This window comes from Rhodococcus sp. IEGM 1306 (assembly GCF_036541985.1).
Classification (GTDB): domain Bacteria; phylum Actinomycetota; class Actinomycetes; order Mycobacteriales; family Mycobacteriaceae; genus Rhodococcus_F; species Rhodococcus_F qingshengii.
In genome coordinates, this window is the sequence record NZ_JAZHFF010000009.1 from 93155 (window position 1) to 118066 (window position 24912).

24 protein-coding genes are annotated in these 24912 nt (G+C 62.8%); 13 read left to right on the top strand and 11 right to left on the bottom strand.

Annotated elements, in window-relative coordinates; translation table 11 throughout:
* Nucleotides 1–4: 4 nt before the first annotated feature.
* From nthA to V3587_RS23705, 6 genes are all read right to left on the bottom strand, one after another.
* The gene (gene nthA / locus V3587_RS23680; RefSeq protein WP_042450854.1) at nt 5–628 is read right to left on the bottom strand and encodes a nitrile hydratase subunit alpha; all 624 of its coding nucleotides are present in this window, start codon (nt 626–628) and stop codon (nt 5–7) included.
* 73 nt (nt 629–701) lie between these two features.
* On the bottom strand, nt 702–2267 hold the full coding sequence (locus V3587_RS23685; RefSeq protein ID WP_030537651.1) for an amidase: 1566 nt from the start codon (nt 2265–2267) through the stop codon (nt 702–704).
* 114 nt (nt 2268–2381) lie between these two features.
* On the bottom strand, nt 2382–3788 hold the full coding sequence (locus tag V3587_RS23690) for a substrate-binding protein (protein WP_054187255.1): 1407 nt from the start codon (nt 3786–3788) through the stop codon (nt 2382–2384).
* Between the two features lie 44 nt (nt 3789–3832).
* Nucleotides 3833–4201 carry an ArsR/SmtB family transcription factor gene (locus V3587_RS23695; protein WP_007735244.1) on the bottom strand — a complete coding sequence of 123 codons (369 nt, stop codon included), beginning with the start codon at nt 4199–4201 and terminating at the stop codon, nt 3833–3835.
* Nucleotides 4202–4316: 115 nt separating this feature from the next.
* The gene (oxdA, locus tag V3587_RS23700) at nt 4317–5378 is read right to left on the bottom strand and encodes an aliphatic aldoxime dehydratase (RefSeq protein ID WP_007735242.1); all 1062 of its coding nucleotides are present in this window, start codon (nt 5376–5378) and stop codon (nt 4317–4319) included.
* A gap of 204 nt (nt 5379–5582) precedes the next feature.
* Complete coding sequence (locus tag V3587_RS23705) at nt 5583–6563, bottom strand: helix-turn-helix domain-containing protein (RefSeq protein WP_283377370.1); 981 nt, start codon at nt 6561–6563, stop codon at nt 5583–5585.
* Between the two features lie 176 nt (nt 6564–6739).
* On the opposite strand from V3587_RS23705, the gene V3587_RS23710 reads away from it, so the two are divergent.
* Genes V3587_RS23710 through V3587_RS23720 form a run of 3 tightly spaced genes read left to right on the top strand, consistent with a single transcriptional unit; the run spans nt 6740 to nt 10619 of the window.
* On the top strand, nt 6740–7375 hold the full coding sequence (locus V3587_RS23710; RefSeq protein ID WP_030537647.1) for a TetR/AcrR family transcriptional regulator C-terminal domain-containing protein: 636 nt from the start codon (nt 6740–6742) through the stop codon (nt 7373–7375).
* A 36-nt stretch (nt 7376–7411) separates the two neighbouring features.
* On the top strand, nt 7412–8917 hold the full coding sequence (locus V3587_RS23715) for a class I adenylate-forming enzyme family protein (protein ID WP_030537646.1): 1506 nt from the start codon (nt 7412–7414) through the stop codon (nt 8915–8917).
* Between the two features lie 10 nt (nt 8918–8927).
* Nucleotides 8928–10619, top strand: a complete 1692-nt coding sequence (locus V3587_RS23720; protein WP_211921817.1) for an acyl-CoA dehydrogenase family protein — start codon at nt 8928–8930, stop codon at nt 10617–10619.
* On the opposite strand, the gene V3587_RS23725 is transcribed toward V3587_RS23720, so the two are convergent.
* Entirely contained in the window at nt 10616–11494 is an 879-nt protein-coding gene (locus V3587_RS23725) for a LysR family transcriptional regulator (RefSeq protein ID WP_003946037.1), read from the bottom strand. The two genes, V3587_RS23720 and V3587_RS23725, sit on opposite strands and share 4 nt — an antisense overlap.
* Before the next feature lie 146 nt (nt 11495–11640).
* Between V3587_RS23725 and V3587_RS23730 the strand changes: the two genes are divergently transcribed.
* From V3587_RS23730 to V3587_RS23740, 3 genes are read left to right on the top strand one after another with little or no spacing between them, the layout of a single operon-like run.
* Nucleotides 11641–13011, top strand: a complete 1371-nt coding sequence (locus V3587_RS23730; protein ID WP_283377371.1) for an MFS transporter — start codon at nt 11641–11643, stop codon at nt 13009–13011.
* On the top strand, nt 13011–14726 hold the full coding sequence (locus V3587_RS23735; RefSeq protein WP_065456433.1) for an acyl-CoA dehydrogenase family protein: 1716 nt from the start codon (nt 13011–13013) through the stop codon (nt 14724–14726). Before V3587_RS23730 ends, V3587_RS23735 begins: the two co-directional genes overlap by 1 nt.
* A complete protein-coding gene (locus V3587_RS23740) occupies nt 14723–15952 on the top strand; it encodes a CaiB/BaiF CoA transferase family protein (protein WP_261256227.1) in 1230 nt (409 codons plus the stop codon). The genes V3587_RS23735 and V3587_RS23740 overlap by 4 nt, the downstream gene beginning before the upstream one ends.
* On the opposite strand, the gene V3587_RS23745 is transcribed toward V3587_RS23740, so the two are convergent.
* Nucleotides 15874–16668, bottom strand: coding sequence for an LLM class F420-dependent oxidoreductase (locus tag V3587_RS23745; protein WP_030537640.1), 795 nt, complete (start codon nt 16666–16668; stop codon nt 15874–15876). The two genes, V3587_RS23740 and V3587_RS23745, sit on opposite strands and share 79 nt — an antisense overlap.
* Before the next feature lie 284 nt (nt 16669–16952).
* On the opposite strand from V3587_RS23745, the gene V3587_RS23750 reads away from it, so the two are divergent.
* Entirely contained in the window at nt 16953–17561 is a 609-nt protein-coding gene (locus V3587_RS23750) for a ClpP family protease (protein WP_007735229.1), read from the top strand.
* A 4-nt stretch (nt 17562–17565) separates the two neighbouring features.
* Nucleotides 17566–18153, top strand: a complete 588-nt coding sequence (locus V3587_RS23755; RefSeq protein ID WP_003945993.1) for an ATP-dependent Clp protease proteolytic subunit — start codon at nt 17566–17568, stop codon at nt 18151–18153.
* Here the strand turns inward: V3587_RS23755 and V3587_RS23760 are convergent, their stop codons facing one another.
* The 3 genes from V3587_RS23760 to V3587_RS23770 are packed head-to-tail and all read right to left on the bottom strand — an operon-like array spanning nt 18154 to nt 19899.
* A complete protein-coding gene (locus tag V3587_RS23760; RefSeq protein ID WP_003946041.1) occupies nt 18154–18522 on the bottom strand; it encodes a helix-turn-helix domain-containing protein in 369 nt (122 codons plus the stop codon). It abuts the gene before it with no gap.
* 58 nt (nt 18523–18580) lie between these two features.
* Nucleotides 18581–19078, bottom strand: a complete 498-nt coding sequence (locus V3587_RS23765) for a TIGR04338 family metallohydrolase (RefSeq protein ID WP_042450620.1) — start codon at nt 19076–19078, stop codon at nt 18581–18583.
* The gene (locus V3587_RS23770) at nt 19075–19899 is read right to left on the bottom strand and encodes a DUF2786 domain-containing protein (protein WP_030537724.1); all 825 of its coding nucleotides are present in this window, start codon (nt 19897–19899) and stop codon (nt 19075–19077) included. The genes V3587_RS23765 and V3587_RS23770 overlap by 4 nt, the downstream gene beginning before the upstream one ends.
* A gap of 114 nt (nt 19900–20013) precedes the next feature.
* Here V3587_RS23770 and V3587_RS23775 point away from each other — a divergent pair, with 114 nt between their 5' ends.
* The 5 genes from V3587_RS23775 to V3587_RS23795 all read left to right on the top strand — a co-directional run bounded on the left by V3587_RS23775 (nt 20014) and on the right by V3587_RS23795 (nt 24808).
* Nucleotides 20014–21087, top strand: a complete 1074-nt coding sequence (locus tag V3587_RS23775; RefSeq protein WP_003946073.1) for an ABC transporter ATP-binding protein — start codon at nt 20014–20016, stop codon at nt 21085–21087.
* A gap of 170 nt (nt 21088–21257) precedes the next feature.
* Nucleotides 21258–22547, top strand: a complete 1290-nt coding sequence (locus V3587_RS23780; protein WP_007735225.1) for an ABC transporter substrate-binding protein — start codon at nt 21258–21260, stop codon at nt 22545–22547.
* Nucleotides 22548–22567: 20 nt separating this feature from the next.
* Nucleotides 22568–23743, top strand: a complete 1176-nt coding sequence (locus V3587_RS23785; RefSeq protein ID WP_007735224.1) for a carbohydrate ABC transporter permease — start codon at nt 22568–22570, stop codon at nt 23741–23743.
* Nucleotides 23740–24576: a carbohydrate ABC transporter permease gene (locus V3587_RS23790; RefSeq protein ID WP_003946046.1), complete on the top strand. Its 837-nt coding sequence runs from the start codon at nt 23740–23742 to the stop codon at nt 24574–24576. Before V3587_RS23785 ends, V3587_RS23790 begins: the two co-directional genes overlap by 4 nt.
* Nucleotides 24577–24598: 22 nt before the next feature.
* A complete protein-coding gene (locus tag V3587_RS23795) occupies nt 24599–24808 on the top strand; it encodes a hypothetical protein (protein WP_019746112.1) in 210 nt (69 codons plus the stop codon).
* The last annotated feature ends 104 nt before the right edge of the window (nt 24809–24912 follow it).

Consider the following 24912-nt stretch of genomic DNA (forward strand, 5'->3'; position numbering starts at 1 on the left):
GTGATCAGACGGTGGGGACCTGCGGGACTGCGACGCCGATCAGGCAGTCCTTGGTGACGATCTCTTGAAGCTGTTCCTGGCTCCAGCCTTCGGTGCCTGCGGGACGTTGCGGGAGAACCATGTAGCGAGTTTCGGCGGTGGTGTCGTAGACGCGGATCTCGACGTCCGACGCGATCTCGGTTCCCATCTCGGAGAGAACCTTCCGTGGCTCACGCACCACTCGCGCACGGTATTCGAAACTCTTGTACCAGGTAGGGGGCAGGCCGAGAATGGGCCACGCGGTGCATGAACACAACGAGCACACGATCACGTTCTTGAGGGTCGGGGTGTCTTCGACTGCCACGATGTACTCGCCCTGGGGGCCCAGATATCCGTACTGGGCAACCGCGGCGGTACCGTCGGTGAGAAGCAACTGCCGGAACTCGGGGTCGGTCCACGCCCGCGCGACCAATTCCGCTCCGCGCCTTGGACTGAAGTCCTCCTCGAAGGTCTTCTTCCATCCCTCGACGTAACCGTCGGGTACCAATCCCTTACCGTCGAGTGCGCGGAACAGGGCCCACGCCCGGTCGGAGACCGGCGCCTGGGCCGGTGCGGCGTTCTCCGTTGTGTGGTCGATCGTTACTGACATCTGGTTCACCTTTTCTATGCGGGCTGATCATGTGTGAATCGGTGGAATTTGTTGTGCAAGTGCGGATACAGAACTAGGTGAGGCTGAGTTGTGGTGCAGAGTCGGAGATGTGGTCGGCAGGCGTCGGAAACGCGCCGCGAAGCTTTTCGAATGCGCGCCCGACCCGGAGGACCGTCGCATCGTCGAAGGTCTTGCCGGTGATCATCATTCCGACCGGAAGCCCGTTCACCAGGCCGGCGGGAACGGACAGGGACGGATGTCCGGTCACGTCGAACGGTGCTGTGTTGGCGATCATCCCGAGAGCTTTCGTGATGAAGGTTGCACGATCCACGTCGTTCGCCGGCAATTCGGATGCGACGTAGGGCAGTGTGGGCATCACCAGGACGTCGAATTGTCTCAAGGCAGTGTCGTAGGCGGCGCGGGCGAGCGGTACGAGGTTCCGGGCTTTGCCGTAGCTCGCGCCGCCGAGGGTGGTGATGCCGTGGTGGCCGGTCAGAGCCACCAGTTTGACGGTTTCGGACAGAGCGTCGGCGTGCTGAAGGCGTCGAGAAGCAAAGTGTGCCATCAGTTCCGGATCGTACAAACCTTCGGCGTTCATGCCGTATCCGTTGCCGTCCAACATCTGGTAGGCACCACCGTCCGTGGCGATCACGTTCCAGATGTGGAAAGCATGTAGGTGCCACGGGATGTTTACTTCCTCTACCGTGCAACCGATTTCGGCCAGACTGTGTGCCGCTGCGCGGACTGCGTCGTCGACCTCGGGCTGTGAGACCGCGTGCCCGAAACCTTCTCGAACGATCCCGATTCGCAGACCATCCACATCGGAGTCGAGGGTGGACAGATAGTCACCTGCTTCGACGCTGTCGGCTTGGCGTGGGTCGTTACCGTCGCGACCGGCGATGACCGAGAGCATCAGTGCAGCATCGTGGACCGTGCGTGTGATCGGGCCGAGATGGTCGATTGTTCGCTCGATGGGAAATGCCCCGGTATACGGGACGAGCCCGAACGTCGGCTTGTGTCCGACGACGCCGCAGAATGCCGCCGGGATCCGGATCGATCCGCCCTGATCCCCGCCGATGGCAAAATCGACGTCACCGTTTGCGACGAGAGCCGCACTGCCACCGGATGATCCACCTGCTTCACGCTGTGGGTCCCATGGATTGCGGACCGGTCCGCTTGCCGGTGTGAAGCTCGAACCGGAGAAACACAGGTCCTCACACACAGCTTTGCCCGCGACGGTTGCACCGGCCGCCAGTAGTCGAGTGACCACAGTCGCGTCGCGAGACGGAGTGAACCCCTCTACTGTCCGAGACCCGTTCATCATCGGAACTCCGGCCACGGTCACGTTGTCCTTGATCGCCACGCGTCGGCCGGTCAGAACGCCGTCCGACGTCGGCGGGATGCTTGTGGTCACATACCAAGCGCTCAAAGGATTTTCGCTCGCTGTTGGCACCGTGTGCTCACGTGACGTGGTCGGCGGGGTTGCCTCGTCGGCGTACAACTGGTCGACGACGTCGTAGGAGCCCAGTGCTCCGTCGATCAGTGCCGGCCACTCGAGCCGGGCTGATTGGTCGAGAGTGATGCCGTAATGCCTTGCGGCGGTGTCTATTGCATTGTCGTCAGGTCGGATTGTCGCCATGAGAAGTGTGCTCCTGATGTGATCGGCTTCACTTGTCTTTCAGACTAGGGCCGGATCCATAATTGCGTCAATAGGTATCGACATATTGACTCGTTAAGTTCGGGTTACGCGCGCTCAGAGAGAGCGGGGGTACAGGCGCCCACGGCGTGATTCAGCGAGCAGAATCGGTCGATGCAGTGGAACACCGTTGTTCGTAGAGCTTTTCGATGTCGTGACAAGCTGCCGAAGTACTGTTTCCGGATCGCCTGCCGACGTTCGTTCGACGGCGCGTGCGTAAGCGACGATCGCTTCGTACGTTGTCTCCGACAGGGAACTGAGCGGAGGCAGGAGTTCGTTCGAGCTCGCGCTGTATCGCTTTTCGAGGTCGTGATCGCCGGCTGCGGATTGAAAGTAGCCGAATGCCGCCCAGACTCCGTCGGCATCGGAATTGCCGATGAGCTGCTGAGTGGCCTCGTCGAGGACCAATGCAAACGTCCGCGTGGTGGCCCGCAGTCCGTGCTGGGCGCATTGTCGTTCGAAGAAGACCTCGTCATGGCCCACCAGGGTGGAAAGAATCAGTTCGGCCCCGGAGTCGGCTATCGACTCGATGATGCGTGAGAAGTCGGTTGTCCCCAACGGTACGTAGACTTCGCCGGCCACCGAACCTGTGGATTCGGCGATCACACGCCGGGCCGCCCAATGCGCACCGAACGACCACGAATACTGCTGGCCGACCAGGAACCAAGTGCGAGAACCGGTCTCGGACATCATTGCGGGTATACCCGCTCGCGTCTGGTCGAGTGGGCGCTCACCCAATCGAAGGACTCCCGGACGCGATCGACCTCCCTCGTTGAGAACTGTGTGCACCAACAGCACACCGGTGTTCTGCAATGCAGATGCAGCGGCATTGAAGGTCGACGATGTCACGCACGCGAAAACGGCGCGACATCCGCTTTTCACCAATCGCAGTGCGGTCGCCGCTCCGGCCGCCGAGTCGGAAGCGTCATCGCCGATCACCAAGTCGACGAGAACGCCGCCGATGCCTCCGTCGGCGTTGATTTCTTCCACGGCCAGTGCTGCGAGTGTTTCTGTCGCCTGGGCGAATACAGCTGCCGGGCCGGATTTGCTGACCAGCAGCCCGATCCGATGTCGGTCGGAACGCGGAGGTTCGGGTGGAGCGAATCCGCGCTTGTTGGCAAGCCAGGAAATGCCGTCCTGATCGAGGCTGGACTCGAGAACGATCCGGGTCCCGGCGCCGTCGGGAAAGAACCGGATCGTCAGGCGGCCGCGCCACGGTTGGTGGTGCACGATCACGACCGATCGGCCCCGCTTCACGCCGGCGACGTATCCCAACAGCGTGATCGGCATTCCGACTGGATCTGCGCGTGCGCCGTCGCCGACGGGAAGGGAGATGGCGGCAGCGGCCCCGACCGTCAGTTGCTCACATTCGAGTTCGAGCAGTTGCCCCGTTTCGAGGCGCTCGAAGGCTGACCCTGGTGGGTCGGTCGTCACGATCTGTGCCGTTACGGAGAGACCTGGCACGTTCTACTTCCTGCCTGAAATAGGTGCTGGGGCTCAACAGGGCCTCACGCTCGGCGACGCACCGATGCGACGTCTGAATCCTCAGTCGCAGTGGCCGGCAACTCGGAGGCGTTCGAACCTGCTTCCAGCGCTCGCCCGAGGACGTCGCGCAGGAACTGGAGTGCATCGTTGGCGGGCCCCGATGGATCTATCGAGAACAGGCGATGACGTCCTTGACGCCGTTCGACGATCACGCCGGACAACCGCAGCGCCTTGAGATGTGTGGATACCGTGGTGCGACCGACCGTCGAAATTTGATCGCTGATGAAGCCCGCGTTGCACTCGCCGTGGGTAGCCAGCGTGTCGAGAATCTGTCGACGCACTTGGTCGGCCAGCACAGCAAACGCCAACTCTTCGTTTCGTTGAGTAGTCACTGTCTGCTGTCCGCGCTTCCTCGATGGTCTCTACTGAGATATGTCGACACCCGTCAACATATCTCGAGTTGCCTCCGAGGGAAAGAATGTGGCCGAAGATTGCCGGCGACTTCGGTCAGTGCTCGGCGGTGATCACCGCGTCGCGCAGCATTCCGGTCCCGGGATGGCAATTGATGTACTCGTAGAGCTGATCGGCGGCATCGAATACCGAGACCTCATGGTAGAGACGCAATTTCGACAGGCCCTCGGCCACCCGGAAGAACGTCGTGAAGATCCGTAGATGGGTCGGGTGGGATTCCGACCACCGTTCGAGTTGGTCGAGGGAGGCCCAGTGGCCGATGTTGTAGCTCAAGTCGAGGAAGTTTCCGTCGATGTCGATATTGCGTACGAATCGGTTGCTGTAGCACCCGACGGCCGGGCCGTTGTCGCGGAGGAAGTCCATGCCCGATTGAAGAGTGGGCAGGATTTCGTCCAGGTAGAGGCTGCGCTCGTCTGCTTCCGCGTCGGCCCAGTCCTGCCCGGACCTGATCAGTGCGATGTTGTCGTGTCCCCGCACTACTACGCGTCCACCTACGGCGGGGTCACCGGCGACGACCCGCAGTTCGCCCGAGGCCTGCATCCAGTCGGTTTGGGAGATCGGAAACCGCTCGCGCATCGAACCCCAGTAGCCGTGCTCGTTGATTTCGCCGCTGACACCGTCCATGACAGCTCCCACCCCGGGGAGGTCGTCTTGGAACGCGTAGAGCGTTTCGAATTGTTCGGCTCTCGGTGCCACGATCTCGCGGAAGAACCCCAATCCGTCCGACAGGCGGTCTTCGGACTCCCACCAGGAGGACACTGGAGGTGATGTGCTCCAACGATGTTGGGAAGAAACATCTTTCCAGTAACCGACCACGATCAGGTTCTCGTAGCCCTGGTTGTCGATGTGATGGGTGAGATCGTGGTGTGCCGGTCCGTCCGGCAAGTCGAAGCCGGCGACGATATCCCGCATCGCCCGCAGTGCTGCCGGGCGCTGATCCTCGCCGCGGAACTGCACGCCGAGATAGCCCATCACGACCTGGTGCAATGTGTCGTCTGCGCGCCCGACCCACATGGGAAACGGTGGCGTATAGGTATCCGGGACCCGCCTGGTCAGAGTGCGCGGGCATTGAAGGTGTTCGCCGATTGCAGATTCCATGAGTGCTCCCTGTGATGTAGGTGGTCGAATCGGGTGCCTGGCACTTGGCAACGCCGTGCCGAAAATCTACGCCCGCTCAGCCGGGCAAACTTGGCCGTCAGCGCCCGATGCTTGGCCTACCGTGCCAAGAATTGTGGATACGCTTCGGCGACAGAAAATTTTGAACACCATGTTCAATGGGTAAGTGTCCGAAGATGTTACAGATCAGCGGGTAGTACTTGTGGGGGCCGCTGCTTGCGACCGGTACCGCCGCGGGCTGATCCCGAATTCCGCCTTGAAGGCTCGACTGAAGGCGGCCAGGTCGGTGAATCCCCAGCGGTGAGAAATCTGGGTCAGCGACCGCTCTACTCCGTGTCGTTGCACGATCTCACGACGGCAACCGTCGAGTCGACGGCTGCGAATCGACCGTGACACCGTCGTGCCGTGTTCGGCGAAGGCTCGGTGCAACTGCCGAATGGAGACTTTGACCGATCCCGCGATGTCCACCGGAGACAGGGCCGGGTCTGCGATGCGGGCGTCTATGACCGACAGGGCGGATTCGTAGAGGCTGGTTCGCCGCGAGGTGATCGGTCGCGCAGTTGTGTGAAGAACGGACTTGACCAGGTTGCCGATCTCGTTGACGACTTCCTCTTCGTCTCCGCTTGCGTCGGACGTCATGCGGACGGAGGCAAGATCGTGAAGAAAGCGACCGAGCAGGCCACTCAGGCCCGCGTGTCCGTCGAAGGCGATGGCGGTCAGGCTCGTGACCTCCGCGTCGCTGAGCGACAGGTACGACCGTGGCCAGGTGAACACCTCGAGTCCCCAGATGCCGTCGTATGCGTGTCCCTCGATCTGCCAATCGAAGGGGCGCGTGGTGTCGTACAGGACGTAGTCGCCACGTCGCAGGACGCATTCGCGGTCGTCTTGGCGCACTACCGCGCTACCGCGGCGGATCATCCCGATCTGCAGATAGTCCGCGCCGTCGCTTTTGATGAGGCTGTTGCTACGGACTATTCGTTGTTCCATCGATTGAACTGCGGATACCCGAACGTGTGCGAGTTGGGCCGAGTGGACGGCCCCGCTGAATCGATCGCCGTCTCCGATATCGGATACGTCGAGCGCGACAAAATGCTCGCGCAACAAATCTGCCCAGTCGCCCGTGAGAGTCGTGCGTGTGGGCAGGGAGAAGCCGGATCGCGCGAGCATTGCAGGGCGCCTCCTCGCAGAAAAGCCGAAGTTCTCGGGTGCTCGATGTTCAGAGAGTAATCCCGCACATCAGACATGTCGATAGAAGTCGACATGTCATCGCGTCGGGAAGAAATTGTTTGCCATACAAACAACGCCGAGTTATTGTTTGTCGTACAAACAAGTAGGAGTTCGTGATGGCCACCGAGGCAGTTCCCGCAGCGCGCGCGACGCGTGAGTCGGGCAAGCAGACGCGCATGGCGCTGTTCAACGCCGCAACCGAGCTGTTCCTCGAGCACGGCGACAGCGTCTCCATCGCGCAGATCTGCACGGCCGCCGGCGCCCATCCCAACCAGGTGACCTACTACTACGGCTCCAAAGAAAAGCTCTTCGTCGAGGTGGCGTGCGCGGCCGTTCTGCGCGCAGGCAAGCGTGCCGAGGTCGATGCCGCCGACGCCGACACGGTCGGCGATTACACCGAGAAGCTGGTCGGATCCCTCCTGGGCTCGGGCGCTCCCAGCGTCGAACTCTTCGTGGAAGCGATGATGATGACGGGTCGTCGTGGTGAACTCCGCGACCTGATCTCCGAAACGCTTCGCACTCTGCACTCCTCGGGCGAAACCGCCCTCCTCCGTACCTTGATCCGCACCGGCTGGCAGCTGCGCGCGGGCATCGACGTCGAGTCCAAGGCCTTCTGGTCTGCGATCTTCGGCCTCGTCATCCAGAAGACTGCCACCGGCGAGAGCTTCGGCTACTCCCTCGAGGAGGCGGTTGCCGTCATCTTCGCCACCCTCCAGATACCCGACGCCGTACTCAACAGCTCGATGGAATGAACTCTCTTCGAGCGTGATTCTCCGACAAGGACTTCGATGAATATCGTTCGCGTATTCGACAGCAACGTCACCAAGACCCCGGACAAACCCTTCCTGATATTCGACGGTCACGATCACACGTACTCCCAGGTTCAGGACGGAAGTCGACGCGCCGCAGGCTATTTGCAGTCGCTGGGCGTGCAGCCGGGCGACCGCGTCGCGCTGATGTGTTACAACACTCCGGGATTCGTGTACGCGATGCTCGGTGCCTGGCGCTTGGGCGCCGTCGTGGTCCCCATCAACCACAAGATGCAGACTCCGGAAGTTGCCTACGTGCTGGGACACGCGAAGGTGTCGGTGTGCGTCTTCGACGGTGAGTTGGCGCCGGTTGTCGGTCGACTGGAGACAACGGCCAAGCTGATCAGCACGGACTCTGTCGCAGACGGTTTCGACTTCTTCGACGACGCCATCACCCGCCAGGACGGCGTTGACGGTATCGACATCGACGAGAACGATCCGGCCGAAATCCTCTACACCTCGGGGACTACCGGCTCGCCCAAGGGCTGCGTCCACAGCCACCGCAACGTCGTCGGTGTTGCCGTCACCGCGGCCCTCGCCGTGTCGACGACTCGGGACGAGCGACTGCTCATGGCCGTGCCGATCTGGCATGCTTCCCCGCTCAACAACTGGTTCATGTCCACGCTCTACATGGGCGGAACCGTCGTGCTGCTGCGCGAGTACCATCCCGTCAAATTCCTGGAAACAGTTCAGGAACAACGCATTACCCTCTGCTTCGGCCCGCCGGTCATCTACACCACTGCACTCAACCTCGTGCCGAACTTTGCCGACTACAACCTCGGAAGCGTTCGTGCGTGGTTGTACGGCGGGGGACCGATCGGCGCGGATGTCGCTCGGCGACTGGTGGAGTCGTACGGCACCACCGAATTCCGGCAGGTCTACGGCATGACCGAGACCGGGCCAGTGGGCACCGTGCTGTACCCCGAAGAGCAGTTGAGCAAGGCGGGCTCGATCGGCCGCGTCGCGCTGGCCGGCGTCGACCTGCGCCTGGTTGCCGATGACGGCACCGACGCGGAGCCCGATCAGATCGGTGAGATCTGGCTGCGCGCCGACACCGTCATGCAGGGGTACCTCGACGACCCCGCTGCCACGAAGGCTGCATTTGCCGACGGCGGTTGGTATCGCACCGGCGATCTGGCGCGCAAGGATGCGGACGGCTACCTCTTCATCGTCGACCGCGCGAAGGACATGATCATCACGGGCGGTGAGAACGTCTACTCCAAGGAGGTCGAGGACGTGATCTCCGGCCACCCGGACGTCGTCGACGTCGCCGTTGTCGGAAAACCCAACGAAGAATGGGGCGAGACCGTCGTCGCGCACGTCGTCTGGCGTGAACCGGATGTCATCAGCGCCGACGACATCAAGGACTACCTCTCGGACAAGTTGGCGCGCTACAAGATTCCGCGTGAAGTGGTGTTCGCGACGATTCTTCCGCGTACACCGACCGGCAAGATCCAGAAGCACCTCATCCGCGCAGCGAGCTGAAAGGCCTGTCATGACTGATATTTCCGAGAAGACCGTCACCCACCCGGCTCCGCATCGCACCCATGCAGTGCTCAACCAGTCGGTACCGCGCACGGACGTCAACGAGTTCCTGCTCGATACGGTCCTGGCCGAAGGCGTCGCGCGTCACGACGCCGATTGGGCCACCAGTGAACTCACCGATATCGGTGAACTGGTCGGCAGTGCCGGGTTCCAGCACGACGCCGAGCTGGCCAACACGGTGATCCCCGAATTGAAGACCTTCGATCGCTGGGGAAACCGCATCGACGAGGTCGAATACCATCCGTCGTATCACCGGATCATCTCTGCCGCCGTTGCGCACGGTGCTCACACCTCTGCCTGGGCTGACCCCAAGCCGGGTGCCAACGTGGCTCGGGCCGCGGCATTCATGCTGTTCTCCCAGGTCGAACCGGGCCACGCGTGCCCGATCTCCATGACGCACGCTGTGATCCCCTCGCTCGAGCTGCAACCCGATGTAGCCGCCATCTGGACCCCGCGTGCCCTTTCTCGGAGTTACACCCCCGAGTTGGTTGCTCCCGGAAAGGCATCCGCGATCTTCGGAATGTCGATGACGGAAAAGCAGGGTGGCTCCGACGTGCGAGCCAACACGACCATCGCCAAGCCGGCCGGACGTGGCGGCCCGGGTGCGGACTACCTCCTCACCGGACACAAGTGGTTCTGCTCCGCGCCGATGTCTGACGCCTTCCTGGTTCTCGCTCAGGCCGAAGGTGCTGCCGGCGAGGGACTTTCCTGCTTCCTTCTCCCCCGCATCCTGCCTGACGGCACACGCAACGTCTTCCGCATCCAGCGTCTGAAGAACAAGCTGGGCAACAAGTCCAACGCGTCGTCCGAGATCGAACTCGACGGCACCGTCGGCACCATGATCGGCGAACCGGGACGTGGTGTGCGGACCATCATCGAAATGGTGTCCCAGACGCGACTCGACTGCATTCTCGGCAGCACGGCGGGTATGCGTCAGTCGGTGGCCGAAGCGGTGTGGCATGCACGGCACCGCAGCGCTTTCGGTGCCGTCCTGGCAGATCAGCCCGCAATGACGTCGGTGCTCGCCGACCTGGCTCTCGAATCCGAGGCCGCGACCATCACCGCACTGCGATTGGCCCGTGCGCAGGACGAGGACGCGAATGAGCAGGAAAAGGCGTTCCGCCGACTCGCGACAGCTGTTGCGAAGTACTGGATCTGCAAGCGCGGCCCGCACCACTCCTACGAAGCCCTCGAGTGCCTGGGCGGCAACGGTTACACCGAGGACTTCCCGCTTGCCCGTCGCTACCGTGAGCAGCCCGTCATGGCCGTGTGGGAGGGGTCGGGCAACGTCATCGCGCTCGACGTCCTGCGCGCGATGACCCGTGAACCCGACTCCGTTGCCGCCTTCGACCACGAGATCAACCTCGCCCGCGGCAACAACCCGGTCCTCGATCAGCACCTCGATCGGGTACGACGCCAACTCGGTGAGCTCGCCACGATGGCACCCGCCGACGCTCAGCTCCGCGCTCGGACCGTCGTCGAGGCTATGGCGTTGGCGCTGCAGGCTTCGCTCATGGTGCGCCACTCCCCGGCCGCCTCGTCCGATGCGTTCATTGCCGCTCGCCTCGGTGCCGACCGTGGTCACGAGTACGGAACTCTGTCTGTGGGAACAGATTTCGCCGGAATTCTCGCGAGAGCCTAAGGCTGCTCCCTCAGTACCCTGGTGACGGTGTGTACTGCCGGCGTCGGATTGTTCGGTCGCCATGCCATCGCGATTTTCAGCGTGGGCGTGGCCCCGGCGATCGGCAGGTACACGACCCCGTCCATGGACAGATGCGCCGTCGACTCCACGACGACGGCGATCCCGACCCCCGCTCCGACCATGGCCAACAGGCTGTACGGATCGGGGGCTTCGTGCGCGACGGTGGGCGTGAAACCTGCTGTGGCGCACACGGACAACGTCGCATCGCGCACCACCGAGCCGTGCTCGGCGGGATACATCACGAATCGCTCGGTTGCCAGGTCTTCCGGTGACACCGAGTCATGCGCACCGAGGTGATGCCTGGCAGGAACCGCGACCATCAAGGTTTCCTCCCGCACAGTGTGAGTCTCGAATCCGCGCGGAATGGGCAGGCCGACTATGCCCATGTCCAGTGCTCCGCGTCGGAGAGCGTCGAGCACCTCACCCGAGTACATCTGCGGCCGTAGTTCCAGTTCGATTCCCGGATGGGAGTCGGCCAAGGACCGTGTGAGGGCCGACAGGACGGTGTAGCCGCCCGTTCCGCCGAAACCCACTGTGACACGGCCCGTCTCGCCAGTCGACGCGGCCGATGCGATTTCTCGTACCACGGCGATCTGCGCTTCGATGATCCGTGCGGGCGTGACCAAGGCTTCGCCGGCGGCGGTCAGTTGCACTGATCTGGTGGTCCGGACGAACAGGTCGGTGCCCAGTTCACGCTCGAGCGCCCGAATGGTCTGGCTGAGCGGGGACTGCCCGATGTGGAGTCGCTCGGCGGCCCGGCCGAAATGAAGTTCGTCGGCGACTGCGAGAAACGCGCGCAGTTGACGCAGTTCCACGTCGCTCCTCCCGGGTTTCATTATGTGGTTCTCCCACATAAATAAGTCGAACTAAGTCTTGGACTCTACATGGATTTCGGACGATAGTGATTCACGCCTCACATTGCATCCCTTGGTGATGCCCGACGCGAGAATCAGGGAGAACCGTGGATCAACACCCAGGTCAAGACACCAATCCGCCTGAATACAACACCAAACAGGCACGCAAGGCCGGAATCACGGCGTTTGTCGGAACGACCATCGAATGGTTCGACTTCTACATCTACGGAACCGCATCCGCCTTGGTGCTCGGCCCGCTGTTCTTCCCGGATGCGTCGCCGGCGGTGGGGACACTCGCAGCCTTCGCGACTTTTGCCGTGGGATTCGTGGCTCGTCCGGTCGGCGGAGTGGTGTTCGGTCATTTCGGAGACAAGTTCGGTCGCAAGAACGCCGTGATCATCACCCTCGCGCTCATGGGGTTGGGAACTGTCGGTGGCGGTCTCCTCCCTACGTACTCCCAGATCGGGATCTGGGCACCGATACTGCTTGTGGCACTGCGTGTTCTCCAGGGCATTGCCATGGGCGGCGAATGGGGTGGCGCCGTATTGATCGCCACCGAGTTCGCTCCCCCGAAGAAAAAGGTGCTCTACGGTGCGTTTGCGCAGCAGGGTTCACCGGTCGGCAACCTGCTCGCGACGCTGGCCTTCCTCGGCCTGACGTTGATGTCGGATTCCGTGTTCGAGTCGTGGGGTTGGCGTCTGCCGTTCCTCGGATCCGCAGCTTTGGTGATCGTCGCTCTCTACATCAGGTTGCACATCTCCGAGACACCTGAGATGAAGAAGGCTGTTGCGGCACAGGAACGTACACGGATGCCGCTGGTCGAAGTGTTGCGTTCGCATCCCGTCGAACTTGCTCTCGGCGTCGGCGCTGTGGTTGCCGGTGTTGCCATCACGTACGTCAAGACAACCTTTGCGCTCTCATGGGCGACAACGGATCTCGGCTTCGAGCGCAGTGACTTCCTCCTCGTGATCACCGTCGCACTGGTAGCCCAGGCGCTCGTACAGCCTTTCGGCGCTGTGCTGGCCACGCGGATCGATCCGTCGAAAGCGGTCCGTTGGATGCTGCTTCCGGAGATCGTGCTCCTACCACTGATGTTCGTGCTGGTTCAGACGGGTTCCGTGCCCTTGGCGATTCTGGGTATGGTCCTCGCGACGGCGCCTCACGCAATGTATTACGCCGCGTTGGCCGGCATCCTGGCGCAGGTTTTCCCCACCAATGTTCGGTATACCGGCATCTCTCTGTCGTACCAATTGTCGACCGCCGTTTTTGCCGGAACGGCCCCGATGGTCAGCCAGTATCTGCTGACGCGAACCAACTCGATCTGGCCGGTCGTAGCTCTCGGGCTCGTGTATGTCGTTCTCTCCCTTGTCTGTATGACTGCTTTGTTGCGCAGGAGTGCGCTGCACGCGCAAGGGCTGGAATCGACGAGCTCCTCGAACATGACCGATGTTTCCACCCTGAAAGGCGTTGACCACTGATGAACTTTGCACACACCGACCCCGCTCTGACAGCGGTAGTGGACAGATGGACCGCCGGGGCGGACCGAGAGACGTTGAACGGATTGCTCGACCGGCTGGGCCGAGATGCAGCCGGCCGTTTGTCCGAGCTTGCCGACATCGCAGACAAGAACCCGCCGGTGCTGCAGCAATTCGACAAGGCCGGTGACCGCGTCGACCGGATTTCCTATCACCCGGCCTACCTGGAACTGTGCCGGGCGGCGTACAACGAGTACGGCCTGTCCGCCATGTCGCACCGAAAAGGGTTGCACGGATGGGACTCCGTGCATCCGCCACTCGCGAAGTACCTCGCGTCGTACATCTTCGTGCAGGCCGAGTTCGGGCTGGCCTGCCCGGTGTCGATGACAGATGCTGCTGCGCGGACCCTGCGTATGTTCGGTGATCCGGCCGTGTTCGCGCCCTGGATCGACGCGTTGACGTCGACGGACCCCGAGCAGGCGAAGACGGGTGCGATGTTCATGACCGAGATTCAGGCAGGAACCGACATCGCCTGCACCGAAACACGCGCCGAGCGCGACGGCGACGGATGGGTTCTGACGGGCAAGAAGTGGTTCGCCTCCAACCCGGATGCCGATGTGATCATCACCCTCGCAAGATTCCCGGGCGGACAGGATGGTTCGACGCGTGGAGTCGGAATGTTCATGGTGCCCAAGACCTTGGGATCCGGCGAGCGCAACAACCTCACGATCGATCGTCTCAAGGACAAGCTGGGTACGCGTTCCATGCCGAGCGGCGAGGTGACGCTGAACCGGGCGCACGCACTCCAGGTCGGTGAACTCGATCGAGGGTTCCGCCAGATGGCTGAAATGGTCAACACGTCTCGCCTCTCCAATGCGATGCGTTCGAGCGCTCTCATGCGCCGAGCAGTCCGTGAAGCCGTCGAACATTCGAAGAGCCGAGTCGTGTTCGGTAAGAGGCTCTTCGACCAGCCGCTGATGCGGGCGACACTTCTTCCCCTTGCACTCGATGCCGAGGCTTCGCTGGCCCTGGTCGCGTACAGCGCACAGTGTCTTCAGGCAGCAGACGGCGGCGACGAACAGGCGCGCGCACTGATCAGGGTACTGACACCGATCGCCAAACACTTTGTCTGCAAACGCGCGCGGGTGGTCACCGGCGAGGCCATGGAGGTGCGCGGAGGAAACGGCTACATCGAGGAATGGGCCAACGCGCGACTAGTGCGGGATGCCCACTTGGGCTCGATCTGGGAAGGGTCGAGCAATGTCATTGCGCTGGACGTACTTCGGTGCCTGCGCAAGTTCGGCTCGCACCGCACCGTCGCGGGAGCGATGACGGACATCCTGTCCACCGTCGGACCGGACTGCGAGGCCGGTGCCGGAGTTCTGTTGCGGCGCTGGGAGGAACTGGTAGAGGAAGGAGATCGTCTGATCTCCGGATCTGACGATGCCGCCCAGGCCGCCAGCGCAAAGTATGCCGACGAGTTGGCTCGTGCCGTCATGGCGACGCTGCTTTTCGATCTTGCGGACCACGGCATCCGACACGGTAATGGGTACCGGTCACTGCTGGTGGCGAATTCCTACCTGGCCGGTCTTGCCGGGAAGGTGCCGTCGGCCGCCCTCGGCGATCTCGACGTGATAACCGACGGCGGTGACGTCGAGCTGGATGACGCACGTGACGTCATAGCCGAGTTCCTCTCCGTAGCAGGAGGTCAGCGGTGAATTCTCCAACAGGGCCCACACCCTTGGCTGGTGTCCGCGTGCTCGATCTGTCGAAGATCCTTGCCGGGCCGTATGCAACCATGTCGCTTGCCGATCTCGGAGCCGACGTCACCAAGATCGAACACCCTGAAGGCGGCGACCCCACGCGTTCGTGGGGGCCTCCCTTCGTCGGCGTAGATGCCGCCTACTACCTCGCGATCAACCGCGGCAAGAAGTCGGTCACGATCGACCTCAAGTCCACCGAAGGACAGGAGATCATCCACCGCATGCTCGAAGAGACCGATGTAGTCGTGGAGAACTTCAAGCCGGGCAGCGGATTACAGAAGATCTTCGACTACCAGGCGCTGTCCGAGCGATACCCGCATCTGATCACCCTGCACATCTCTGCCTTCGGTGAAGAAGGACCGCTGCGCGACGAACCGGGGTACGACATGATCGCGCAGGCCGCGGGCGGGCTCATGTCGCTCACCGGTGAGCCCGGCGGCGCTCCGATGAAATCCGGATTTGCGTTGGGAGACTTGGGCGCAGCACTTTTCGGACTGGTCGGTGTCCTGGCCGCATTGGTCGAGCGAGGCCGGACCGGACGCGGACAGTACGTGACCACGTCGCTGTACGAGTGCCAACTCGCGATGCACGTCAACTGGGCGACCAGTTACTTCGCCACCGGTGAGCGCCCGACTGCGTTGGGCTCCGGTCATCCGAATCTTGCTCCGTATCAAGCATTTCCTGCCAGCGACGGGTACTTCGTCATCGCTGTCGGCAACGACGCGATGTGGGCGTCGCTGTGCGAGGCCATCGGAAGGAGTGAACTGGTCACCGATCCGCGTTTTGCCCACAACCGCGACAGGGTGGAGAACCGCGAGAGTCTGGAACGAGAACTCGCCAGCGCCTTCGCATCGGAGACCGTCGAACACTGGTGCGCTCTTCTCGCCGAACGCGCCGTACCGGTCTCACCGATCCGGCATCTCGACGAGATCTACTCCGATCCCCACACCGCCGCGCTCGGCATGGTCGGAACCGTCGACCATCCGACGCTCGGACCGTTGAAGCAAGTGGCCTTTCCGGTCAACTTCTCCGGCCAGAGGCCACGTCTGACGTCGGCGCCGCCCGTTCTCGGCGCCGACAACGACGAAGTCCTTGGTACCGCTCAGGCCAGCCCGCTCAACGCAGGCGGCGTGTTGTCGTCGCGCCAACCGATGGCCTCGGCAAGCGTCGTGAGGTCGTAGTCCGGTCCGCTGACGCCGACGGTGAAGAGTGAGACACCGTCGGCGACCAGGTCGGCTGCATTTTCGAGCCCAGGCCACGGAACCGAGTGCTCTACTTCCAGCGGGTTCCGGCCCACGTCGGCGCAGTGGTCGGAGAGGATGTCTGACTTGCGCAGGTGTGTCTCACGGTCGCCGAAGCTGTGCCAGACGTCGGCGTACTCGGCGACCAAGCGCAGGGTCTTCTTCTCGCCGCCACCGCCGATGAGGACCGGGATGTTGCGCGTCGGCGGCGGGTTGCCCTTCGCCAGGCGGCCCGTGATGCGGGGGAGGTATTCGCCCAGCAGTTTCAGCCGTGAACCGGGAGTGCCGAAGTCGTATCCGAACTGGTCGTAGTCCTTCTCGAACCAGCCGGCACCGATACCGAGGATCAGGCGCCCACCGCTGATGTGGTCGACGGTTCGCGCCATGTCGGCCAGCAGATCCGGATTGCGGTAGCCACCACCGGTGACCAGGGCGCCGATCTCGACGCGTTCTGTCTGCTCGGCCCAGGCGCCGAGCATGGTCCAGCATTCGAAGTGGGCGCCGTCGGGATCGCCGGTCAACGGGTAGAAGTGGTCCCAGTTGAAGACGATGTCCACCCCGGCGTCCTCGGACCGCAAGACGGCGTCGCGTATCAACCCGTAATCGGGTGCGTGCTGGGGTTGGAGTTGAACACCGATGCGTACCGGACGAGTCATGCCACGCTCCTGACGAGAGGAATGGTTGTCTTCTCCCATCATGGCCGGGTGTGCGCGGTACCGCTACCGCCGCCGTCGGTGACGGGTTTGCCCGCTCTTGTACCCACCGCTTTTCGAGCGAACGGTACTTTCGGCGCCTTAGATCGACTGAACGTGCCGTTCGCTCAAACAGGGGGCAGGCAAAAAAGGCGGCAGTCAAACAGGGGGGCGGGTAAAAACAGGGGTGGTCTGCCCACAGCAGACAGGCGGGGCCGCGGCACTGCCGCGCCGGTAGGAATGGATTCATGACTACTGAAGCGCCCACCGATACCGGCTACCGTGACCTGTTGACAGACAGGCTCTTCCGACAGCGAACCATTCTGCTCACCGGCGAGGTCAACGACGCCATGGCCGAACGTGTGTGTTCGGAACTGGTGCTCCTCGCCACCACCGACCCCAAGCGCGACGTCGTGCTCTACATCAATTCACCTGGCGGATCGGTGTTTGCCGGTCTGGCCATCTACGACACTATGAAGCTCATCCCCAACGACGTCGTGACGGTCGCGATGGGCTTCGCCGCCAGCATGGGCCAGGTGCTTCTCTGCTCCGGCACCCATGGCAAGCGAATCAGCTTGGCGCACAGCCGCATCATGATGCACCAACCTTCGGCAGGTATCGGTGGCACTGCGGTGGACATTGCGATCCAGGCCGAAAGTCTCGAGCTGATGAAGCGTCAATCGCAGGAAATCCTCGCCGCCGAAACGGGCCGGACCGTCGAAGAGATCGAGACCGACAGCGATCGGGATCGCTGGTTCACCGCCGAGCAGGCGCGCGAGTACGGAATCGTCGACCGCGTCGTGACGTCCTTCGCCGAGATAGCACCGCAAGCCACCTTCCCCAAGATCGGATTGTGACGTCATGTCCCAGTACACGATTCCCAGTGTCATCGAGCGAACACCAACGGGTGAGCGATCTTTCGACATCTTCAGCAGGCTGCTCAACGAGCGCATCGTCTTTCTCGGCACAGAGATCGACGACGGCGTCGCCAACGTCGTGATGGCTCAGATGCTGCATCTGCAAGCCGACAACCCGGATCGCGAAATCGGTTTGTACATCAACTCTCCCGGCGGTTCCACCACGGCGATGCTCGCGATCTACGACACCATGCAGTTCTTGAAACCGACGATTTCCACGTACTGCATGGGTCAAGCGGCTTCGGCTGCTGCAGTGCTTCTGGCCGCCGGCACTCCAGGCCATCGGCATGTTCTTGCCCATTCGCGGGTGCTGCTGCACCAACCGTCGACGCAAGGTAGCGGCACCATCTCGGACCTCGCGCTTCAAGCAGCCGAGATCCTGAGAATCCGGGAGCAGACCGAGGCGATTCTGAGTAAGCACACCGGTCAGAGCGTCGAGCGGCTCCGTAAGGACACCGATCGCGACAGGATCTTCACCGCCGACGACGCTATCTCCTACGGACTGGCTGACACCCTCATCGAAGGGAACTGACTAGGCCGCCATCAGGACGGGACCCGAGATCGGTGCGGGAGAGTGCCCGAAGGTGAGGGAGTTGAGCGCAACGATCCGGTTGCCCGCTCGGAACAGCAGATGCTCGAGCGGCATCCCGAGCGCTTCGCAGATTGCGCGCAGAATTTCCGACGACGGTTCCTTCTTGCCCCGTTCGATCTCGGAGAGGTATTGCTTCGACATCCCGACCTTTGCGGCTACGTCGTCGAGAGTTCGGTCCTGATCGCGTCGAACCTCCCGCAGCACTCGTCCGTAGGCTTCACGAATCAGTGGGGGTTTGCGCACGGCAACAGCCGGATCGGGGAGTTCCGACTCACCCTTGACCAGGACCAGTCTGCGCGGCGCATCCATAGGCCGAGTATTCCAGCCGACCGGTACGGACACCACCGGGTTCGCCGAGGGCTGACATCTAGTCCGTTCGAACACCACCGGCAAGGAACATCGCTCGAAGAACGAAGGCCGCCTCGGGCCCGATGATCTCGCCGACAAGGCTCGTGTAGCGGTCGACGAACTCGGGCCCGTGGGAAGCCTCGTCGGAGGCGGGGTCGCCGAGGTGGTGCGCAAGTTCGTGCAAGACAACGAATTCGCGTAGCGCCCACCGGCCGTCACGGTCGTCCGGGACGGCGATGACGTCGTTCGAGTAGTGAGCGGCGGCATTGCCGCCGCGGGACCGTACGGACACCGGAATGGTTGCGCGAGTCCAGGTCTCCCGTACCCAATTCAGCCCGAGTAGCTGATCGCAGTACGCCTGGACCGACTCCACGGAACCGAATTTGCGCTCGACCGGCAAGGTGATGGTGGAACCCATGACCTCGACGCTCCGAAGTCCACGCTGGTCGGCGCGATCGAACATGGTGCGCACCAAGGTCTCTGCCTCGTAGACGGCGCTCCGCTGCGTATCCCTCACGAGTCCAGCTGCCCGCGCACCCCGCCGATCTCCGGAAGGTTCCCCAGACGTGCGGAGCGCGCAGCCCGATCACCCGCTCGTCGAGCATGCGAGGAATGCCCGGCGCTTGCGCGGCCGCCGCCCCGCCACGTCCCACGCGCTTTGGAGTTGGACGAGTAGTAGTCCTTCAGCTCGATTTCCTTGTTACGCAGCACGAGTGCGGTTTCGGAAGACGACGTGGCAGATTCTGCGATCGCGGTCTTCTCCGTCTCCTGCTTCGTCTCGGCCAACCGAGCGCCGATGCGGGACGCGTACGCCATCTGGAAGTTCAGGCGTGCCGTCACTCCGGCCACCGGCTTGCGGACCTGCGTGCTGACGCGTCGTCGTCCACGAGTTTCGACGACGGTCCGCACGGACGTTTCGCCGCGGTACGCCCCGGAACGCACGTACGCGTCGGAGTCGCGCACCATCTGGAAGAGCAGGCTCGAATACAGGGCCTCGCACACGTCGATGTCGCCGGCGAAGCCGTAGGCGTAGATGACGGCCGACGTCTGCGCGATGTCGCATTGCACGTCGTTGGCAGCGGCGATGGCGATGAACAACTGGGCGTACGTTCGCAGTCCGCGCTTGCCCGGTTCGCCGATGGTGATGAGCCGTTGAGTGGGCGTCGCACGCTTTTCCGAAGACGCGGTGTGCGCACGCGCGACCGCCAGGTCGATCGCGGAACTGGTGGCCAACCGCTGAGCGGCAGCCATGAAGGCTTCACCTTCGTGTGGATTGTCGGTGGATTCCGCTTGGCGAAGCAGCGCACCGATGCGGGTCAGCATCTTCTCCGAACTCACCGTGAAAGACTACGCTCGCGCGCCGACACGGACGTTTATGCTGCTAGCGCACACGCTCACCCTCGACTTGGATCGTCCGGCACGTTCCTGCCGGTAGAAGGGATCAACCCCGTCATGGCTTCAGTGACTTTCGAGAGCACCACCTGCCTGTTCCCCGGATCGAACACTCCGGCAGTGGACAAGCTCGACCTCGAGATCGAGGACGGCGAGTTCCTCGTCCTCGTCGGACCCTCCGGCTGCGGAAAGTCGACCACCCTGCGCATGCTCGCCGGGCTCGAAGACGTCCACAGTGGACGCATCCTCATCGGCGACCGCGACGTCACCGGTCAGGAGCCGAAAGAGCGCGACATCGCGATGGTCTTCCAGAACTACGCGCTGTACCCGCACATGTCGGTGGCCGAGAACATGGGTTTTGCGCTCAAGCTCGCCGGAACCAACAAGACGGAGATCCGCGCCCGCGTCGAAGAGGTCGCGAAGATGCTCGATCTCGAGCCGTACCTCGATCGCAAGCCCAAGGCGCTGTCCGGTGGCCAGCGTCAGCGAGTGGCGATGGGCCGCGCCATCGTTCGCCAGCCGCAGGTCTTCCTGATGGACGAGCCGCTCTCGAACCTCGACGCGAAACTCCGTGTGCAGACACGTACGCAGATCGCTCAGCTGCAACGACGCCTCGCGACGACGATGGTTTACGTGACCCACGACCAGGTCGAGGCCATGACGATGGGTGACCGCGTGGCCGTCCTCGAAAAGGGAATCCTGCAGCAGTGCGCCTCGCCGCGCGAGCTGTACAACAAGCCGAAGAACGTCTTCGTCGCCGGCTTCATGGGTTCACCCGCGATGAACCTCTTCACCCTCCCCGTCGTCGACGGCGGCGTCGCATTCGGTGACGGGATCGTTCCGGTTCCGCGCGAGACGATGAACGGCGTCGTCGAAACCGAGGTTGTTCTGGGTATTCGCCCCGAGCACCTCGAGATCGCCGCCGAAGGCCTGCCGATGGAGGTCGACGTCGTCGAGGAACTGGGCTCGGACGCCTACGTCTACGGCCGGACCACGATCGGCGGACGGTTGCAGCAGATCGTCTCGCGTGGTGACTGGCGCAATCCGCCGCAGAAGGGCGAGCGCGTCAACCTGCGCGTCGACCCCGAGAAGGTGCACATTTTTGCCACCACCGACGGGCGTCGCCTGGGTTAGGTCGACCTGTCAAACGACACATGACCGATTCAGGTTCGGCGTAATACCCACAAGTACGGGTGTCTCGTGCCACAGTAGGGGCCGATGCCGGGAGCCGGCACTCATGGCGCATGCCGTGAGCAGGCTCTCGGTGACCGTCTATTTGTCATACACATACGGGGAGCGAATCCATGGTTCTGAACTCGAAGGCGATGCGCCGCGCTGCAATTGCAGCCACGGCAGCGTCCATGCTGGTACTGGCAGGCTGTTCGTCCGATTCGGACAAGGACAGCGGAACCAGCACCACGGCCGCATCCGGGGGATCGTCCTCGAGCGAAGGCCGCGGACCCATCACGATCGTCGAGGGGCAGGATGCCCTGAACGAGGCGCTCGAAAACATCATCTCCGACTGGAATGCCGAGCATCCGGACGAGAAGGTCACGCTCAAGCCGCTGGCGAAGGAAGCCAACGCGCAGGTCGACGACATCACCCAGCGCATGCAGGCCAAGAGCGACGAGTACGACCTCATCGGCGTCGACGTCGTCAACACCGCTCAGTTCGCCGCAAACGGTTGGCTGCTGCCGCTCGAGGGTGACCTCGCGATCGACGAGTCCGGCCTCCTGCCGTCGACCGTCGCTTCGGGCACCTACAACGGCAAGCTCTACGCAGCGCCGAAGAACACCAACGCCGCATTCCTGTACTACCGCAAGGACCTCGTCGAGAAGGCTCCCACCACGTGGGCCGAGCTCAAGGAAAACTGCCCGAAGGCTGTCGAAGCCGGCATCTCCTGCTACATCGGTCAGTTCAAGAACTACGAGGGCCTGACGGTCAACACCACCGAGATCACCAACGCCTTCGACGGACCGTGGGTCGGCCCGGACGGACTCACCCCGGCCATCGACGACAAGACGAAGGCAGGCGTTCAGTCGATCGTCGACAACTTCGCCGACAACACGATCCCGCAGGAAGCGCTGACCTACTCCGAGGGCGAGTCGCAGACCGCGTTCGGCGACGGCAAGGCACTCTTCATGCGCACGTGGTCCGGCTTCTCGGTCGACGGTGAGAAGACCTCGGTTGCCGGCAAGTACGGCTACACCGTTCTTCCGGGTGTCGACGGACCGGGCGCTTCGACCGTCGGCGGCTACAACGTCGGCATCAGCGCGTACTCGGACGCACCCGCCACGGCTCGTGACTTCCTCGAGTTCATGCAGACCAAGAAGTCGCAGACGTACTTCACCGAGGTCGGCGGCGCACCCGTCCTCTCGGCTGTCTACGACGATCCGGCAGTGCTCGCTCAGTTCCCGTACTTCGCGACCCTGAAGGAAGCACTCGCCACCGCTCAGCCGCGCCCCGTCACGCCGTACTACACGCAGGTGTCGAAGTCGATCTCCGACAACACCTACGCTGCTATTCGCGGCGAGAAGACCGTCGAGCAGGCCTTGGCGGACACCAAGGCCGGCATCGAAACCGCCGGTAACTGATCTACCAGGAGCAATAAGCAATGGCAGAACCGCAGGATCCTTCCGCGGCTGTGCCTACCAACCCCACGGTCGGGGCCGGTTCAACCGGTCCCGACCGTTCGGGCGTTGGTGGGAGACACCGTGCACCGGAACCGCTAGAAGAGCCGTCGGCATCCGAGGCAGCAGGGACATCCCTGACCAAGGTTCTGCCTGACCTTGCAGCTACTCCACCCCCGCCGACCTCGCCCCCGCCTGCGTCGGCCGACAAGCCGAAGAAGCGTCGACGAGTTCCGGTGTGGGCGTTCGTCGCACCGTCGCTGATCGTTCTCGCCGTCATCATTCTGTATCCGCTCGGACGAGCGATCTGGATGTCGATGCACAGCGACGGCAAGAAGCTCGATCCCGAGACCGGCATGTTCGTCACCGGTCAGTTCACGTGGTTCGACAACTACAAGAACTGGATCACCCAGTCCTGCAACACCGCCAACGGCTCGATTCCGTGCCCGCCCGGCACACTCGGATCGCAGTTCTGGCAGTCGATCGGAAATACGTTCGGCTTCACCGTCGTCACCGTCCTGCTCGAGACGGTGATCGGTCTGTCGATGGCGTTGATCATGGCCAAGACGTTCCGCGGACGCGGTTTGCTCCGCGCTTCCGTGCTGATTCCCTGGGCCATCCCCACCGCCGTCACCGCGAAGCTCTGGTTCTTCATCTTCGCCAACGACGGCATTGCCAACAAGATCCTCGGCACCAACATCCTGTGGACGGCGGACCCCTGGCCGGCGCGATTCGCGATCGTCGTCGCCGACGTCTGGAAGACCGCGCCGTTCATGGCGTTGCTGATCCTCGCGGGTCTTCAGATGATTCCCGCCGACGTCTACGAGGCCGCCAAGGTCGACGGTGCGACGGCGTGGCAGCGGTTCCGCATGATCACGCTTCCGCTGGTCAAGCCCGCACTCATGGTGGCGGTGCTCTTCCGCACGATGGACGCGCTGCGCATGTACGACCTGCCCGCGATCATGATGGGATCCAATCCCGCCACCTCCACCATCTCGGTTCTGGTGGTCGATCAGATGCGCGTCGGCGCCAATTCGGCGTCGGCACTGTCCACCATCACGTTCCTCATCATCTTCGCTGTGGCCTTCATCCTGGTCCGATTCCTCGGAGCAAATGCGGTCAGCACGCAGGAAAAGCAGCGGAAGGGGGAGCCGGTATGAACAAGGCACTACGCGGCAAGATCGGCACCTACATCGGCGTCGTACTGATCATCGTGTGGGGACTCGCTCCCTGCTATTGGATGATCGTGACGGCGCTGCGCGACCCGGCGGACACGTTCTCGACGTCGCTGTGGCCCACCAATCTCACGCTGTCCAACTTCACCGCGGCGCTCGATCCCGACGCGAAGGTGAACTTCACCCGTGCACTGATGAACAGCCTCATCATCGCGGGCGCGACCACGCTGATCGCCTTGGTCATCGGCGTGTTCACGGCGTACGCGCTCTCGCGTTTCGATTTCCGTGGCAAATACTTCGTCACCGGAATCATCCTCGGCGCGTCCATGTTTCCGGTCGTCGCCCTCGTGACCCCGCTGTTCCAGTTGTTCACCGACATCGGCTGGATCGGCAGCTACAAAGCGCTGATCATCCCGAATATCTCGTTCGTGCTGCCGCTGACGGTCTATACGCTGACGTCGTTCTTCTCCGAGCTTCCGTGGGAGCTCGAGGAGGCGGCGCGTATCGACGGCGCCACCCGTGGCCAGGCCTTCCGTCTGATCATGCTTCCGCTCGCCGCGCCGGCACTGTTCACCACCGCGATCCTCGCCTTCATCGCAACGGTCAACGAGTACCTGCTCTCGCTCCAACTCTCGAGTGACAAGACCGCACCCGTCACCGTGGCGATGGCCAAGTTCTCCGGAACGGACCCATTCGTCACGCCGTACACCTCGATCATGGCCGGCGGAACCCTCGTGATGGTCCCGCTGGTCATCATGGTTCTCATCTTCCAGCGACGCATCATCGCCGGTCTGACCGCAGGCGGCGTCAAGTCGTGATGCGCGCTTGCGCACGGTTTCGATGAGGCGGGCTTCGCGCGCCCAGCGTATGGAGCTGATTGCCGGCTTCATCTCGGTCTTCGCCCTCATGGCGTTGATCGGCGCTGTGGTCGCGATCGTCAAGGGAGACCCCGGCGTGATGCCGTCTTTGGTGCTGCTCGGTTGCGTCGTCGCTCTCGGGCTCGCGTTCCGCGGATATCGGAACGCGGTCCGAGCAGAACGTCGCGAGTAGCCAGCCCGGTAGGGTGACATTTCGGTATCGCAGTTGCCGGGAGTTATCTGATCGAGATATCACCCTGGTGGAATGGTGCCGGTAAGTCCGGATCCACGACCGGG

Bases quoted from the DNA above. Each gene is read 5' to 3' on its own strand.
- nthA (WP_042450854.1), bottom strand. From the start codon at position 628: ATGTCAGTAACGATCGACCACACAACGGAGAACGCCGCACCGGCCCAG.
- V3587_RS23685 (WP_030537651.1), bottom strand. From the start codon at position 2,267: ATGGCGACAATCCGACCTGACGACAATGCAATAGACACCGCCGCAAGG.
- oxdA (WP_007735242.1), bottom strand. From the start codon at position 5,378: ATGGAATCTGCAATCGGCGAACACCTTCAATGCCCGCGCACTCTGACC.
- V3587_RS23705 (WP_283377370.1), bottom strand. From the start codon at position 6,563: ATGCTCGCGCGATCCGGCTTCTCCCTGCCCACACGCACGACTCTCACG.
- V3587_RS23710 (WP_030537647.1), top strand. From the start codon at position 6,740: ATGGCCACCGAGGCAGTTCCCGCAGCGCGCGCGACGCGTGAGTCGGGC.
- V3587_RS23715 (WP_030537646.1), top strand. From the start codon at position 7,412: ATGAATATCGTTCGCGTATTCGACAGCAACGTCACCAAGACCCCGGAC.
- V3587_RS23720 (WP_211921817.1), top strand. From the start codon at position 8,928: ATGACTGATATTTCCGAGAAGACCGTCACCCACCCGGCTCCGCATCGC.
- V3587_RS23735 (WP_065456433.1), top strand. From the start codon at position 13,011: ATGAACTTTGCACACACCGACCCCGCTCTGACAGCGGTAGTGGACAGA.
- V3587_RS23745 (WP_030537640.1), bottom strand. From the start codon at position 16,668: ATGACTCGTCCGGTACGCATCGGTGTTCAACTCCAACCCCAGCACGCA.
- V3587_RS23750 (WP_007735229.1), top strand. From the start codon at position 16,953: ATGACTACTGAAGCGCCCACCGATACCGGCTACCGTGACCTGTTGACA.
- V3587_RS23755 (WP_003945993.1), top strand. From the start codon at position 17,566: ATGTCCCAGTACACGATTCCCAGTGTCATCGAGCGAACACCAACGGGT.
- V3587_RS23760 (WP_003946041.1), bottom strand. From the start codon at position 18,522: ATGGATGCGCCGCGCAGACTGGTCCTGGTCAAGGGTGAGTCGGAACTC.
- V3587_RS23775 (WP_003946073.1), top strand. From the start codon at position 20,014: ATGGCTTCAGTGACTTTCGAGAGCACCACCTGCCTGTTCCCCGGATCG.
- V3587_RS23780 (WP_007735225.1), top strand. From the start codon at position 21,258: ATGGTTCTGAACTCGAAGGCGATGCGCCGCGCTGCAATTGCAGCCACG.
- V3587_RS23785 (WP_007735224.1), top strand. From the start codon at position 22,568: ATGGCAGAACCGCAGGATCCTTCCGCGGCTGTGCCTACCAACCCCACG.
- V3587_RS23790 (WP_003946046.1), top strand. From the start codon at position 23,740: ATGAACAAGGCACTACGCGGCAAGATCGGCACCTACATCGGCGTCGTA.
- V3587_RS23795 (WP_019746112.1), top strand. From the start codon at position 24,599: ATGAGGCGGGCTTCGCGCGCCCAGCGTATGGAGCTGATTGCCGGCTTC.